The sequence below is a fragment of the Aureibacter tunicatorum genome (genome assembly GCF_036492635.1).
Classification (GTDB): Bacteria; Bacteroidota; Bacteroidia; order Cytophagales; family Cyclobacteriaceae; genus Aureibacter; species Aureibacter tunicatorum.
Genome location: NZ_AP025311.1, coordinates 26,260 through 42,681 on the forward strand (window position 1 = coordinate 26,260; position 16,422 = coordinate 42,681).

General features: G+C 38.0%; 12 protein-coding genes. 10 read left to right on the forward strand and 2 right to left on the reverse strand.

Features of this window, described 5'->3' with window-relative positions; translation table 11 throughout:
* Nucleotides 1-253 precede the first annotated feature (253 nt).
* The 6 genes from AABK36_RS25135 (at nt 254) to AABK36_RS25160 (ending at nt 10,118) form a co-directional block, all read left to right on the forward strand.
* Entirely contained in the window at nt 254-1,513 is a 1,260-nt protein-coding gene (locus AABK36_RS25135) for a replication initiation protein (protein ID WP_309943210.1), read from the forward strand.
* Nucleotides 1,504-2,277: a ParA family protein gene (locus AABK36_RS25140; protein WP_309943212.1), complete on the forward strand. Its 774-nt coding sequence runs from the start codon at nt 1,504-1,506 to the stop codon at nt 2,275-2,277. Before AABK36_RS25135 ends, AABK36_RS25140 begins: the two co-directional genes overlap by 10 nt.
* Nucleotides 2,264-2,863 (forward strand): ParB N-terminal domain-containing protein, encoded by a 600-nt coding sequence (locus AABK36_RS25145; RefSeq protein WP_309943214.1) that lies wholly within the window; start codon nt 2,264-2,266, stop codon nt 2,861-2,863. The genes AABK36_RS25140 and AABK36_RS25145 overlap by 14 nt, the downstream gene beginning before the upstream one ends.
* Before the next feature lie 156 nt (nt 2,864-3,019).
* A complete protein-coding gene (locus tag AABK36_RS25150) occupies nt 3,020-4,333 on the forward strand; it encodes an ATP-binding protein (protein ID WP_309943216.1) in 1,314 nt (437 codons plus the stop codon).
* A gap of 64 nt (nt 4,334-4,397) precedes the next feature.
* The gene (locus AABK36_RS25155) at nt 4,398-8,729 is read left to right on the forward strand and encodes a phage tail protein (protein WP_338390372.1); all 4,332 of its coding nucleotides are present in this window, start codon (nt 4,398-4,400) and stop codon (nt 8,727-8,729) included.
* A 3-nt stretch (nt 8,730-8,732) separates the two neighbouring features.
* A complete protein-coding gene (locus tag AABK36_RS25160) occupies nt 8,733-10,118 on the forward strand; it encodes a hypothetical protein (protein WP_309943494.1) in 1,386 nt (461 codons plus the stop codon).
* A 91-nt stretch (nt 10,119-10,209) separates the two neighbouring features.
* Here AABK36_RS25160 and AABK36_RS25165 read toward each other — a convergent pair whose 3' ends face one another.
* Nucleotides 10,210-10,362 carry a hypothetical protein gene (locus AABK36_RS25165; protein WP_309943496.1) on the reverse strand — a complete coding sequence of 51 codons (153 nt, stop codon included), beginning with the start codon at nt 10,360-10,362 and terminating at the stop codon, nt 10,210-10,212.
* A 43-nt stretch (nt 10,363-10,405) separates the two neighbouring features.
* On the opposite strand from AABK36_RS25165, the gene AABK36_RS25170 reads away from it, so the two are divergent.
* From AABK36_RS25170 to AABK36_RS25185, 4 genes are all read left to right on the forward strand, one after another.
* Nucleotides 10,406-11,002 (forward strand): hypothetical protein, encoded by a 597-nt coding sequence (locus AABK36_RS25170; RefSeq protein WP_338390373.1) that lies wholly within the window; start codon nt 10,406-10,408, stop codon nt 11,000-11,002.
* Nucleotides 11,003-11,005: 3 nt separating this feature from the next.
* Nucleotides 11,006-12,391, forward strand: a complete 1,386-nt coding sequence (locus AABK36_RS25175) for a hypothetical protein (RefSeq protein ID WP_309943131.1) — start codon at nt 11,006-11,008, stop codon at nt 12,389-12,391.
* 187 nt (nt 12,392-12,578) lie between these two features.
* Nucleotides 12,579-13,400, forward strand: coding sequence for a DNA/RNA non-specific endonuclease (locus tag AABK36_RS25180; protein ID WP_309943132.1), 822 nt, complete (start codon nt 12,579-12,581; stop codon nt 13,398-13,400).
* Between the two features lie 2 nt (nt 13,401-13,402).
* Nucleotides 13,403-14,788, forward strand: a complete 1,386-nt coding sequence (locus AABK36_RS25185; protein ID WP_309943134.1) for a hypothetical protein — start codon at nt 13,403-13,405, stop codon at nt 14,786-14,788.
* Between the two features lie 475 nt (nt 14,789-15,263).
* On the opposite strand, the gene AABK36_RS25190 is transcribed toward AABK36_RS25185, so the two are convergent.
* Nucleotides 15,264-15,998 (reverse strand): recombinase family protein, encoded by a 735-nt coding sequence (locus tag AABK36_RS25190; protein WP_309943135.1) that lies wholly within the window; start codon nt 15,996-15,998, stop codon nt 15,264-15,266.
* Nucleotides 15,999-16,422: the final 424 nt, after the last annotated feature.

Genomic DNA, 16,422 nt, shown 5'->3' on the forward strand with positions numbered 1-16,422 from the left:
ATATAAATCTAGTATTTTCTTACCTAGTTGTTTTATTGTTTTATGTTTTATTGTTTTAATGGTTTTTAAGTGTCTGATTGTTAATGTATTGAAGAGTGATGGTGTTGCTTTAAAATCACTAACCAACACTTAATTATCGTTAATAAGTATTATTTTATCATTTAATATTTCGTCTATATCATTTAATATTATATATTTATCAGACTAACTTACCCGATAAGTTATATTTATTTATCCTTTTGATTAACCCTTGATGAATAATTATTTTAACTATAAAGTAGTAAAGTCTAATAAAATAGTAAATTCTAAACAATCATTTAGTTTAGATCAATTTCGAATGTTGGCGCTTCTTTCTTCAAAAATTACCGAAAACGATGATGAATTTTGTGAGCATGAGATATCAATTCTCGACATTTTAGGAAAGAATAGTTCCGATAAAGTTTCTGGCCAACAATACAACAGAGTAAGGCAAGCTGCGGAGGATTTAATCAATAGCAGCATTTCTATTGAGTTTAATAATGTATGGAGAGCCTATAGCCTTATCACCTATGCTGAAGGAGCCAAAGGAAGAGGGTATGTAACTCTAAAGTTCTCTTCTGATGTCAAGCCTTTTTTTTTAAATCTTAAAAAAAGATACACAAGTTACTTTTTAAGAGATGTTTTAATGTTCAAGCATGCGCCTTCTTTTAGAATTTACGAATTAATGAAACAGTATTATCCTCAAATCAAGGTGAGGGAAATTGAAGTTGGTCGATTAAGAGAATTGTTAGGGTTTGAGAATAAATACAAGCTGTATGGCAATTTCAAAACAAAAGTTTTAAGTCCAGCGATTAAGGAAATCAATAAACTCTCTGACATCTCTGTCAATTTTGTGGAGAATAAAAAATCAAAAAGAGTGATCAGTATTTCATTTCATATTCGAAAGAATACTTCTAGGCCACATCAAAGGGAGATAGATAACTGTAAGAAGACTGGAAGTAACAGGTTCTTGGATGAGTATTCATACAAAAGATTAGTAAAAAAGTATGATTCTGACTATTTGAACTTCTGCATGGATTATGTGGATGGCAAAAAAGACGTTTCTAATAAAAAAGGCTACCTTCTCAATGCTTTAAGATTTGGATATCTATTGCCTAGCTTTAATGAAAAAAAGTCTAAGTCCTTGAAAGTTATGAAAGAAAACAATAGACGATCGCTATTAAGAAGAAGAGAGAACTTGAAGCAAAAGATTGTCAATGAATTTGATAATATACGAAACAAAGTTTTCGATAAATATCAAATGATTGCTTCCGATGAGGATTTGGCGATTTTTTTATTTGAATTAGAAGAAAGCGAAGATTTTTATGAAAAAGAAGTTTTCAGTAGGTTCATGGCTAAAGGTGAAAGCAACTTAGATATCAGGTATTTTATAAGGTGGTATATACTCAATTATGGCAATGATGAAGAAAAAATGATTGCCCAAGCCAATATTAAATTATATGCGAAATATAAATATAATTTGGAATGGGATTGATAAGCTCAAGTGCCGATGTATGCAGAGTTATTTGCATTAGCAATCACAAAGGAGGACAGGCAAAATCAACATCAGCGCATAATATTGGGGCTGGCCTTGCCAAAATAGGTTATAAAGTCCTTTTACTGGATATGGATCCTCAAGGAAATCTTACTGAAGGCCTTGGCATTGTTTCGCCTATTCATCAGCTTGTTGATGCTTTGTTGGATGGCTGTGATTTGCCCATTATTTCCATTAAAGAAAATTTGTATGTTTCTCCTTCAGATTTGGATTTGGGAGATGCAGAATTGCATTTGACAAATAAAATTGGAGGGTTTGCAACTCTAAAGCAAATTCTTAAAGAATATAAAGCCGAATTCGACTATGTGATTATTGATTGTCCTCCTTCTATAAGCATACTTACTCAGAATGCTCTTATCGCTTCAGATGAGCTTATTATTCCTGTACATCCAGATTTCTACGCAGTCAAAGGAATGAATCGAATCATTGATATTGTGGCCCAGCTTAAGTCCGTTATTGGGTTGGAACTTAGCCTTTTGGGGGTCTTTTTTGCCAATGTTGATAAAAGACAAATTATACAGCAAGAAGCTATGGCTCGTGTCAACAGCTTGAATCTTCCTGTGTTCGATACGATCATACGCTCAAATGTTAAAGTCAAGGAAGCATCTGCTTTGAGAACTGATATTTTCAATTATGATCCTAAATCTTTTGGGGCTATAGACTACATGAACCTTGTTAAAGAAATCAGCAATGTCAAAACGTGAATTTATTAGAAATGCTTTTTCCACGGAGCAGGATACAGTTCTATCTAATGTACTCATAGACCCTTGTTTGGAAAGCTACTTTCCAAGCTTGAATGAATGCGACTTGTCAGTAATGACTGATAGTATTCGGCAGTTTGGCATCATATCTCCGATAATTCTTTGGAAATTTGAAAACAAAAATGTGCTTGTGGATGGATTCCATAGGTACCGAATAGCCATAAGCATGGATGCTTTTTTATTGAGAAACAACTATAAGTTTATTCACTTTGCTGACTTCAATCAAGTAAAAGAATGGATGATTAGCATTCACTATCCTTTTAGAAAGCTTACTACTCAGCAAAAATGTTATTATAGAGGCGAAATGGTATTATTAACAGCTTCCAATCGCAATTTGTCTTTATCTAGTGCTATAGAGTTAACCTCAGGCAAGTTCTCTGTAAGTGCTCATACGATCAAAAATGATTACAAATACGCTGTTAGAGTCAATCAGCTTAAGAAAAAGGACAATCCCTTGGCCAAAAGTATCTTGGAAGGAACTTCCGGTATTTTAAAAAGAGATCTGATTAAATCCTTTGAATGGCCATAATATGCTATGTCGCCACACCATGCTTGCTTGAGACAACAAGATGCTTAATGAAAATGACTGGCATGTATCCTTTTTTTTAACTTTATCGCTTACGGTCTTATTTTTATTGCTGACGATAACGTCATGAAGCTATTTTTTTAATAATCGTTTATCTTTATGGATCTTTACTCTACTTTTATAGGCAACTTTTCTTTATTAGAGAAGCTTGTTGACATTCGACTTGAAGAATTGCATTTGAACAAACCTATTGACAATGCTTCGTGTGTTCAAATTTTGAATGGATTTTGCCTGTATTCCGATGATGAAAATCCATTTGTAGAATTCAGAAAGGCTGCGTCTCCTTCCTCATTGGAAGACTTTTCATTAATACTGGCAATGGCGTCGGTGATTGCCCCTTCGCTCATTGATAAAATGGCCGTAAAAGGCAACCCTTTCAGTCTTTTTAGGTCTCCTGATGGCTTTTTGCTGCCTTCGGGCGAAACTTGCCTGAAGTTGATTGCCGGCAATACTATCAAAGTCAGAACAGATGCTTTTAGATTTTTAAGCCAAGATGGCAATGTGTATTTTTCCTCAAAAATAATTTCTTTGAATGCTCCCCCTGAGTTGATGAGCTTTACGTACGCTCCATTTATCGTTGACAAGGATTTCTTAAACTTCTTTCTTCAATTGAGGCCTTCTTTGCCTGAGTTAAGTCCGGAATTTCCTGCAAGCACAATTGACACTAGTTTGAATTGGGATGATTTGATCTTGGAAGATTCAGTGGCTAGTCGCCTTGATGAAGCGATCACTTTTGTACAAGCCAAAGATAAGCTTAAAGCCGATTATGGCTTTGGTGATCATATGAAAGATGGCACCCGTATGGTGTTTCATGGGCCTAGTGGAACCGGAAAAACGCTGGCTGTTGCTTTATTAGGAAAAAAATTGGATAAGAAAGTCTACCGAGTGGATCTGAGCAAATTAGTAAGCAAGTTCATTGGCGAAACAAATAAAAACTTGGAAAAACTATTCGACCAACTGGAAGGCGAGGATATAATTTTATTCTTTGATGAAGGAGACGCTGTTTTTGGCCAAAGAAATACTGGATCAGGAAGAAGTTCTTCTCACCATTATGCTAATCAAGAAATCGCTTATTTGCTTCAAAGAATAGAAGACTTCAATGGAATAGTAATCATCGCTTCGAATCTGAAAAAAAATATGGATGTCGCTTTTCTGAGACGTTTTGACCATATGATTTATTTTCCTTTTCCTTCTGCGCCTGTAAGAGAGAAGATATGGAAAAAATTCTGGCCGAAATTATGTGTTCCTGATACTGCTTTTGATCTCAAATCTTTAGCCAAAAGATATGAGATCTCTCCAGCGGGAATCATCAATGTGCTTAAAAGATTAGCTTTGGCTCATGTGAAAAACAATTTTTTATCCATTGATGCCAAGTTGATGAATAGATTGGTTACTGAAGAAATTTATAAATGATGAGCAATTTTATCCGACTTATTTTTTTGATGTTCATCATATTCATTTTTAAATCTTTCTTATAATGAATGATTCCCAAATTGTAAAAAATAAAAAAAGAAAGCACAGGGCCTCCTTACAGGGAGAACTGTATGATATAGAAAAACAAGAACGACTGCTTGCCGACATTGAGCTTTTGAAGATCGGCTCAGACTTTTCTGACACGGAGGATTTTCAAAAGACTAGTTCTATAGAGAAGCCCTTGACAAATAGTTATCCTGATAGCCAGGTTTCATCGCAAATACCCAATATCTCTAATTATGATGTTGATAATGGACAATTATCTCAGCCGTCTTTACATGACGCTGCCTTCGAGACGATTGATGAGGATAAAGTAGGCCAAAATGCTCCGAAGAAGAGCTCTCAGGGGGCAATAGTTCCTGAGTCTTCAAAAAATATTCATGACCTAATCTCTCATCAGATTACTACAGCTTCTACTCAGTATGCAATTCACCCATCGACTCAGTCCTCGATTGATCAAGGCCATAAAGCAGCCCCTGTTGCAAATCAAGAGGTTGAAGGCAAGGCGCAAGAAATTAAAGTTGATAGATTAAACCAACAAGAACCCGAAGATTTTGATGCACAATCTTTCAAAGCCCAATTGACGAAACGCATTAATGCCATGAAGCTTCCTAACAATGAAGAAGAAGCTGAAAACTTCGCCGAAAACAACAATATCGAGGAAGTGAATATGCATGCGGTTCAAGATGTGGATGCTTATAAAGAAGCATCAGCGAAACCCATTAGCTCTGTAGCAGAAGAATCTCCAGACTTATCAAGCGTCCAAAAAAGAAAAGTAATAGCTCTTCCCAAAGTACCTGAAGTTGATAAGCCTGTAGTATCTTCAGAATCTCTAATTCCGAAAGAAAGGCCTCAACAACAAGTCGACAAGTCTCTGAAAGCCCCAAGCCGAGAAATGGACCAAATGTTGACTTCAGAAGGTCTTAATGAACAAGTACTTGCCAATAGCAACGAGCCTGAATTCATGGATGCTCTACGACAGAAAGAAAATGCTCATAGCCATGTGGATAATTCTGTTGATGAATATATGCGATTTGAGCATGACGCTTTAAATCTCGCACGCCAAGATGCAGACCATAATATCAGCATGGGCTTGACACAGATGAGTGTGGAGCGAGAGTCTCGATTGAATACTGTTCGTTTGGATCAGTCCGAGCTTGCAAGTCAAGACTCGAGTCAGAGAAGATATGTTGGCCAACAAATCGAGGCTTATTACAATGATACCCAAACCAAAGTCCAAGGCATACTCAGCCATTTGGACGATGCAGTAGCCTTAAAATTTAAAGCAGGCGCCCAATTGGCTCGATTGGCTTTTGAGCAGCATATTGAGCAGAAGATGACGGCTTATAAAAATGAGCGCTATGGCGAATCGTATATGGATATACGACAGCTAAGAAGAGTAAAGGATGCTTTGGTAGGACTTCCTGATGAAGTAAACGAATTCTTTGTGACAGGCCGAATGGTATTTGTGAATACCCTGGACTCCACGATTAATGATATAGCTTTATTTGTAGCAGCAAAGCTTAAAGAAGCCAAACAAATCATAAAAGAGGGGCGACAAAATATTTCAAACTACGTGGATAGTTTAGCTCCTGATCTGCGTAAACTGGGGACTCAGTCGGCATTGGTGATTCAATCCAGATTTGATAGTTTACAATCTTCTGTGGATAGCAAGAGAGAGGAACTAGTTATCACTCTAGCTGATCAATATCAACAGCGTGTGGCTGATATGGATAAGCGCATGATTGATCTGAAGGAGAAGAACAAAGGCGTGCTATTGAAAGCGATGGACGCTATGCAAGGGCCTATACAGCGTATCCGTGAGATGCGGGCTATGCTCATGAGCTTGATAGACGGCATGAGTGAAGTTGTGGAAGCTATTATTCTCAATCCTATTGCTTTTTTCGAAAATTTGGCAACTGGTTTAGGTCAAGGAATCAACGCATTCTTGGGAAATATGCCGGCGCATCTCAAAAATGCTTTTTTTCAATGGGTAACAGGAGTATCTTCTAAGCTCAATATTCAACTTCCTGAAAATATCTTCTCAGTGCAAGGGATGTTAAGCATCGCCTCTCAAGTGCTTGGTTTTGATTGGGGAAATATCCGCAAGATCGGCGCGGAGGAAATAGGTGATAAGAATGTGGCAATGCTAGAAAAGTCTCTGGATTGGTTTGACATCATACGCGAGAGAGGTCTGGGAGGGCTATGGGAGAAGCTTAAAGATGATCTTGCCGACTTTAAGGCTGGTGTCGCTGATACGATCAAGGAAGCTGTGCTGACACAAGTTATACAAGCAGGATTCAAATGGCTACTGTCTTTGCTGAGTCCCGCTGGAGCCTTGCTTAAAGCTGCCAAAGCAATCATCGATGTCGTAGGCTTCTTCGTCGACAAAGCTGCTCAGATCGGTGATTTGGTGCAAGTGTTTGTCACAGCGCTTTCGGATATTGCCAAAGGCAAGGTAAGCGCTCTCGCCTCTAAAGTGGAAGAAGTCATGTCGCGAGTATTGCCCTTATTGATTGGTGTGCTGGCTTCTGTGCTCGGTATCAATGGCTTGACCAAAAAAGTCAAAGGCATATTAGAATCTGTTCGCAAGAAGATCAGCGATGCTATCCGAAAGCTCTGGAAAAAAACGAGGAAATTATTCGGGAAAAAGAAAGGAAAGAAAGCTACTGCTAAAAAAGCAGATAAACCTACCAAAACGAAACAAGGTGAAAAGACCAAAGGAAAGGAAAAAGATAGTCGCACAAATGCAGAAAAACAACGCGATGTTAAGCTAGCGACTAAAGAAGCTATCAAACTCTTTGATAAGAAAGATACTATCAAGTCTTTTGAAAAAGAAATAGCATTCTTAAAGAAAAAATATAGCTTGAAATCTATTGAGGTAGATAAAAATCCTAAAAACAAAAAAGACAAGGCTATTGTTGCCAGAATCAATCCAGAGCATATTGTAACATTGAAAGATTTTAAAGACAATATTTTACTCTTTATGGGTGCCAAAGACTCTTACGATTGGAAGGAAGTCAAAGAATTGGAAAAGAAAGTTCGTTTAGAATTTGAAGATCCTGAAAGGTATACGCTTGGTTTTGATATTGAGTCGATTAACTATATTCCTAAAAATAAAAATAATCCTGATTTTTGGAAATTTAGATTCATATTGCTTGACAAGTCTGATAACTCCAAAAAAATTGCTGATGAGATCGTTACCATCAGTCGCCAGAAAACGACTTCTTCTTCTGGAAATACTATTTCCAAAATGCTCAATGAGAAAATAAAGAAAGGAAATCTTAATGCTGAGGATAAGTCACTGGCTCAAAAAACACTTGACATGTACAACAGTCTGGTCAAGTTAACTTATACTGAATGGAGCAAGGATCTCAATGAGGTGAACAAAAAGTGGGGGGAAATACAGCAAAACATGCAATATTTCTTCGGTGAGTCCAATCTTGCTTCACTCCCATTACCAAAATTTAAATTTGACAATGCAGGTAATCGTGCAAGTAAGGCTACTGTCACTTACCTTTCTGCCAATCGTGCGGCTGGTACTACTCCTCAGGTTGCTACCGAAGGATGGGAGTTCTTGCAAAAAGCAGAGATGACCAATAACTCCAAGGAGGATTATGTTCGTATGCACCTCATCAACGAAAACTTCGGAGGTATCGGTTCCTTTGAAAACCTTGCGCCAGGAACTTCGGACAATAATAAAAATCACCTCCATACTTTTGAGAAAAAGATCAAGGAACTCATCGGTGACACTGCCAACGACAAGGATAACAAGAACCAGCATGTAGTCGGGTTTGAGACTGTTCTGGACTACAAAGGAAAAGACGTTAATGTAGATCTTCTTTCCAATCCAAACACACCGAATATCGGAGAACGACTACCTAAGCAAAGCATGGTGCCAAATGAATGGTCGATCACGGCTTGGGCCTACAAACAGGTCAATGGCAAGTGGGAAAAAGCCAAGGCCAACGATCCAGAAAGCAAAAGCCTGATGGCTAAGCTTAAAAAGCATCCCGTAACCTTTGGCATCGATCAGCCCAAATGGGAAACGGCGCCAAAGCCTACCCTTGATTTCTACTCTGATGAGACTGACCTGAAAGGAAGACTTACGATGTTTTCAAAAAGACAAGGAACCTCCATCCTCACCAATACCAAGCTCCAGAAGTGGTTTGTCGAAAACAAAGAAGACATCCGCAATGTGGTCAAAGGTGATAATACTTGGCTAAAGGGATATTTTAATGACAAAGGAATAAAATCAAAAAATGACAAAGCTCCTTATAATGACTTTATTAAAGGCTTAAAAGAAATGAAAAAAGAAAAAGTTCTAATATTTTAAAAAATGAATAGAGAAAAGCGAATTGATATAGTAAGTGATCAAATACATGAACACAGTTCCTTTAAAAATCCAGTATTTTATTCATGTTTAGAATGGGATGAAGATGAAACTTTAGAGGAAGCTTGGGAAAACGAGCGTGAATCTTTTGAGAAACACAACTTTACAATAAATGATGAACTAAAAGAAATTTATCTGTTTGGTACATACATGTTGAAAAGCATTTGGTTCTTTAGAGAAAATGAAGAACAATTTGGAGGTTGTATCAATGCCTCAGGAGAGCACCTTTTGCATAGTTATATGTTTGATTATAATAAGTCTTTCTCCGAAGGCTATGGTTCCCGCGCATTGCGGGAATTCCTGCCCAAGAATCCTGACTTTCGTATTCTGAGCCGTGGATTTGGGCATGATGCGACTACGCTGATTCGTATCGATGCGCAGGGTGACTATAAACTCTACTACATGTTCCAAGACGGGGAGCTTTGTCCTCTTCGTGTAAGTCTGAAGGAATATTATGATCTTTTCGAGATGACAAGAGGCATGGAAATGTGGCAGGCTTTTGTCGCTGAGACTTTACCTGAAAATGTCAAACGTCGCTATAACGGCTTCTTTCGCCTAATGGAATACCTGCTTCCCGAAGCTGATCTTTCGAAGTTTTCCTTCAGAGAAGAAGTCGAACAGCTCGAAGACAAATCCAAGACCTTTGCTGCTTATGGATTCAGAAGAAAGCTTTATCAAGCTTTTGGCCAAGAGTTAGGGGAGGATGCTTTAGAACTTGATGGACAAAGAAGCCTTTTGGAGATGATGAGGGTAGAGGAAGAGCAGAAAAATAATTTCCCTGATGACATCTTAGCATTTTACATGGAATGCGGTGGTGGCTTTATCCATTATTTCAAGGATAAATTGAAAATGTCCGTCCATTTATACAGGCCTTATGAGACTTTCACAACCTCACTCTTTAATGCACATCCCGAGAACTCAGTAATCTACGAAGATGGGAATGCTTTGAATTTTCTTCGTTTCCAAGAGTGGGAAAACAAGGGAGGCAAAGAGGCTTTGGGAGAATACTGGGACTACTCTGGTGATATCTTCACCGAGGAAGCCTATCCCGAGTTCAAAAAGCTCAATGTATGGGCCTACACCCAAGAGGACGAAGCTGAATATCCTCATCACTATATCTGCTGGGGTATTGTCGATGGCAAGAGCCAAATGTATCGCATCAGCTTGAATAATAAAGGCATACCAAAAAGCGACCAGCCCGAAGACCTCGGCTGCGACCTGCCGACCTTATTCGACTGGATGATCGACACCAGAGCCTTCCCTGACTGGCACAAGCATATCGGTGATCAGGAGTTTTTAGCCAAAGCACAGGAGGCATTGGATATTATATAAAAAACATAGTATGGGTAGCCCTGTGTGGCTACCCGTATTGTATGGCTCCTCTGTTCGCTTACATATATCAAATCACCCAAAATCCTGTTGCTCAAGCCTCGGGATTTTTTATGCCTTGACTGCTCGTTTGCCATCGATATTCAGCTGGTTCGTCATCTCTGATGCGAACCCTTTCCTGATAGCTTTCATTTGTAATGCGAACTCCATAAGGCTCGGAAATCACTTTTGGATTTTCTATATTCATTCCTCAATTACTTCTCATCATTATTCATTATATTAAGAAAAAAATGGATGAAACTATCTCTTCCCTACTCATCAACGAAAACTTCGGAGGTATCGGTTCCTTTGAAAACCTTGCGCCAGGAACTTCGGACAATAATAAAAATCACCTCCATACTTTTGAGAAAAAGATCAAGGAACTCATCGGTGACACTGCCAACGACAAGGATAACAAGAACCAGCATGTAGTCGGGTTTGAGACTGTTCTGGACTACAAAGGAAAAGACGTTAATGTAGATCTTCTTTCCAATCCAAACACACCGAATATCGGAGAACGACTACCTAAGCAAAGCATGGTGCCAAATGAATGGTCGATCACGGCTTGGGCCTACAAACAGGTCAATGGCAAGTGGGAAAAAGCCAAGGCCAACGATCCAGAAAGCAAAAGCCTGATGGCTAAGCTTAAAAAGCATCCCGTAACCTTTGGCATCGATCAGCCCAAATGGGAAACGGCGCCAAAGCCTACCCTTGACTTCTACTCTGATGAGACTTGGCTGGAGAAGTATTTTGTGGATAATGGAGTTAAAGGTAGAACTAGGATTCCTTACAATAGATTTATATTTGGATTGCAAGAAATGAGTACAAAAAATGTTTTAGAATTTTAATTTATGAATAGAATTAAGAAATTAGATATAGTTGGTAAAGAAATTCATAAAAATAATAATTACAAGACACCTATATTTTATGGAGGACTATCATATACTGAATATGAGGATGTTAAAGCATTTCAAAATGACTTTGGTGAGGATTTAAATGAATATAATATAGTTTTTAATAATGAACTTTATGAATTCTTTGCATTTGATGCTTACCATCTCAAAAGCGTATGGTTTTACAGAGAAGATGAAGAAAAATTCGGAGGCTGTATCAATGCTTCTGGAGAGGATTTGTCTCTTGATTATATCTTTGATTATAAGGAATCCTTCGAGCTAGGCTATGGTTCCCGCGCTTTGCGAGAGTTCCTACCCAAGAATCCTGACTTTCGTATTCTGAGCCGTGGATTTGGACATGATGCGACTACGTTGATTCGTATCGATGCGCAGGGTGACTATAAGCTCTACTACATGTTTCAGGATGGAGAACTCTGTCCTCTTCGTGTGAGCCTGAAGGAATATTATGATCTCTTCGAGATGACAAGAGGCATGGAAATGTGGCAGGCTTTTGTCGCAGAGACACTTCCTGAGAATGTCAAACGTCGATACAATGGATTCTTCCGCCTGATGGAATACCTGCTTCCTGAAGCCGATCTGTCGAAGTTTTCATTTAGAGAAGAAGTCGAACAGCTCGAAGACAAATCCAAGACCTTTGCTGCTTATGGGTTCAGAAGAAAGCTTTATCAAGCTTTTGGGCAAGAGTTTGGGCAGGATGCATTGAGCTTTATGGGGCAAAATAGTTTTTCACAAATCATGTCTTGCGAAGAACAACGAGGGGACCTACTCCCTGATGAAATTTTTGCTTATTATATGGATGCAGGTGAGGCCGTTTTATCGTATAGTAAAGATGATATTCAATCCGACCTTCATATTTACAATAGGTATCATAGCTTCGCTACAAGTTTATTTGATGTTCATAAAGAAAATGCTGTCGTAACGAAAGATCGACATGCACTTGACTTCCTCCGCTACAAAGAGTGGGAAAACAAAGGAGGCAAAGAGGCTTTGGGAGAATACTGGGACTATTCAGGCGATATTTTTACGGATGAAGCTTATCCCGAGTTCAAAAAGCTCAATGTATGGGCCTACACCCAAGAGGAAGAAGCTGAATATCCTCATCACTATATCTGCTGGGGCATCGTCGACGGCAAGAGCCAAATGTATCGCATCAGCTTGAATAATAAAGGCATACCAAAAAGCGACCAGCCCGAAAACCTCGGCTACGACCTGCCGACTTTATTTGATTGGATGATCAACACCAGAGCTTTCCCTGATTGGCATAAGCATATCGGCGATGAGGAGTTCTTAGCCAAAGCACAGGAGGCATTGGATATTACATAAAAAACATAGTATGGGTAGCCCTGTGTGGCTACCCGTATTGTATGGCTCCTCTGTTCGCTTACATTTATTAAAATACCCAAAATCCCATTGCTCAAGCCTCGGGATTTTTTTATGTCTTGACTGCTCATATGTCACAACTGGTTCGTCATCTCTGATACGAACCTTTTCCTTATAGCTTGCATTTGTAATGCAAACCCCAAAAGCTTCGGAAATCACTTCTGGATTTTCTATATTATTGCTCAATTACTTCTCATCAGCATTCATTATATTAAGAAAAAAAATGGATGAAACTGTCTCTTCCCTACTCATTAACGAAAACTTCGGTGGCCCTGGAGCAGCTTATAACCTTGTGCCTGAAAGCGATGAAAATAATAAAGAGCATCTCAATAAATTTGAAAGTAAAATCAAAAAAATTATTGGAGCCAAAGCTCTTAAAAATCCAGAATCAAACGAAGTCGTTGGCTTTGATGCCAAAGTAAATTATAATGGGGGCGCTAGTTATGATATAACAGATGAGGGATATAATAAAGTACCAAACTTTGGTGAGGAAACTCCTAAACGATTCTGGTTTGCCGATAATATCGTTTTTACCTCTTGGAAGTACCGATATAATGAGAATAAACAATGGGTGAGAGATCGAATGCTTTTTGAGCCTTTTACGCTTGATATACATCCTATTGATAAAGACTGGCAAAATGGAATAACTCCTGAATTTGGTTCTCAGCATTATGACTTGAACAACAGCATCGAACGTATCAGGCTATATGCAAAGAAAAATCAAGCCGCCTCCTTGACCACCGACCTCCCACTGTCAGATGGCAAAACGATCAAATCCGAAGATTGGTTCCGAGACAATACCGATGTTGTGCGTAAAGCCATCAAAGGGGATAATACTTGGCTGAAAAAGTACTTTAAGGATAATGGAATAGCTAGAAACAAGCAAACTAGCTATACTGAATTTATCGAAGGATTAGAAGAGATGCATCTTTCTAATGTGTTAATATTTTAATTATGAGTAGACGAAAAAAAATAAAATCTAAGGGAATAGAGATAAGAAATGATAATAATTATAAACATCCTATTTTTTATACATGTTTATCTTGGGACGATTATGACTCAATCGATGAATACCATGATGATCATAAAGATGATTTTAAGGAATACAATGTTATCTACAATGATGATTTAAAAGAAGTTTTTGCTTTTGATGCTTATCATCTCAAAAGTGTCTGGTTTTATAGGGAAGAAAATGAAAAGTTTGGTGGATGTATCAACGCTTCAGGAGAACATTTATCATCATCATTTATCTTTGATTACAAAGAATCCCTCGACCTAGGCTATGGTTCCCGTGCTCTGCGGGAATTTCTGCCCAAGAATCTGGACTTTCGTATTCTGAGCCGTGGATTTGGGCATGATGCGACTACATTGATTCGTATCGATGCGCAGGGTGACTATAAGCTCTACTACATGTTTCAGAATGGAGAGCTCTGTCCACTTCGTGTAAGTCTGAAGGAATATTATGATCTCTTCGAGATGACAAGAGGCATGGAAATGTGGCAGGCTTTTGTCGCTGAGACTTTACCTGAAAATGTCAAACGTCGCTATAACGGCTTCTTTCGCCTAATGGAATATTTACTTCCCGAAGCTGATCTTTCGAAGTTTTCCTTCAGAGAAGAAGTCGAACAGCTCGAAGACAAATCCAAGACCTTTGCTGCTTATGGATTCAGAAGAAAGCTTTATCAGGCTTTTGGGCAAGAGTTTGGGGAGGATGCTTTAGAACTTGACGCACAAAGAAGCTTTCTTAAAATGATGAAAATTGAAGATCAACGTCAAGATACTCTTCCTGATGACATCTTAGCATTTTACATGGAATGCGGTGGTGGCTTTATCCATTATTTCAAGGATAAATTGAAAATGTCTGTCCATTTATACAGGCCTTATGAGACTTTCACAACCTCACTCTTTAATGCACATCCCGAGAATTCAGTAATCTACGAAGATGGGAATGCTTTGAATTTTCTTCGTTTCCAAGAGTGGGAAAACAAAGGAGGCAAAGAGGCTTTGGGAGAATACTGGGACTACTCTGGTGATATCTTCACCGAGGAAGCCTATCCTGAGTTCAAAAAGCTCAATGTATGGGCATACACCAAAGAGGAAGAAGCTGAATATCCTCATCACTATATCTGCTGGGGCATCGTCGACGGCAAGAGCCAAATGTATCGCATCAGCTTGAATAATAAAGGCATTCCCAAAAGTGACCAGCCTGAAGACCTCGGCTGTGATCTACCGACCCTATTTGACTGGATGATCGACACGAGAGCCTTCCCTGACTGGCACAAGCATATCGGAGAGAGGGAGTTTCTGGCCAAAGCACAGGAGGCATTGGATATTACATAAAAAACATAGTATGGGTAGCCCTAGCTACCCGTATTGTTCTGTAAAAGATAGAATGGAAATAATATTTCAACGCAATGAATTCGATAAATTCAAAATTAATTGTAAATAATTTAATTATATAGAGGTAATTTTTAATTGTGCAATTGCTAGCAACATTATTGGAAAAAGCATACATAACAATTGATTCATATCTTTTTATTATTCAAATATTCATGTTTGTAAAACCTCAAGATAGTTGCATTAACAAGTAATAATAATGACCCTAAGCATGAGAGTCAAGTATGATATTATCCTATGAGACTTGCTTTCACATAGCCATTTTAAAAATAATTTATTCTTATGCTTTTGCTTTTAGAATCTTGTCGTTTTATAGAATACTGATTAAGTATCGCTTGAGCCTGAAAAGACCTGAGTCGAATACAAATATTAAGAAAATGCAGTCAAAATATACTTTATCAGTATTTTAATACATAGCTTACGTTAAGCATGAGCTATCATTCCACCGTTTAAACATTCTAGAAACTTGGGATTTTCCGTATAGTTTATTGTTGGCCGTTCTAAGACCTGCTTCGTTGAGCTTATGAGCAATGGCAATTAAGGTATAGCCATTGTCTCTATGAGCCTTGGCTAAAAAATAGGCAGTTCTTTCTCGTTCTTTAGCTTTCTTTATCATAGATTCACGTCCTTTTCGTCTTCCGTCATTCGTGAAGTTTTGAGTATTGCCAAGTGTGAACTTATTAGGTGTAGCGAGATCTGAAGGAATTGATTGCTCATGAATGTTTTGCTCTTTCTTAAGCCGTTCCTTTTTCGCTTTGAGGGCAAGCTTTGTTCGTATGGAAATGAATTCCCTTTCTTTTTGAGCAATAGCAATAGATATTTGAAAGATAAACATGTCAAGCTTTCCCTTTTCCTGTGAGATGTCGCAAGCATGAACTCTGTTATCTAATTCTCCAAGAATATGCATTGCATCTGTCATATCTCTTGTCAATCTATCTGATTTAGCAACTACCAATGTATATCCATTGTCCTTGCAGAATTTCATAGCTTCTTGAAGCTCTGTCCTTTTATTAAGGTCGGAGCCGCTTTTTGTTTCAGTGAACTCCAGTATAATTTCATCATTTTCGAAATAATGCTCAATGATAGCTCTTTGAGATTCTAGCCCTAACCCACTCTTGCCTTGCTTGTCTGTAGATACTCTATAGTAAGCCACGTACTTCATAATTTCAAATGTAATTGCTTAATGAATCAAATTTAAGAAGTTTGTTGCGTTTTTAAAACGTCCCTTTGTGAAATCTCTTAAACTGCAACCTTCTGGAAAAATAAAAAATATGCTATTGATTTTTTTGTGTAAATTTTGTAATAGGACTTGCTTGTTTAAAAAAATGAAATTTTCTCGGTATTAAAGACATTTTTCATTAATCACTTTTTTTCAATTGACATATCATTTTAAAAGTCTAATAATTTGACAGAGTTTTTTGGCTGTTTCTCATTTTGCTATTGCCTAATGAAATAAAAATGTGAGTTGTTGATACCCCCTATCCTTAAATTCGATTTTCCCTCGGTGATTACACCCCCCTGATACTATATGTAATCTTTCTTTTTTGATCAGACTCAAAATTTTCTAGATTAAGAAT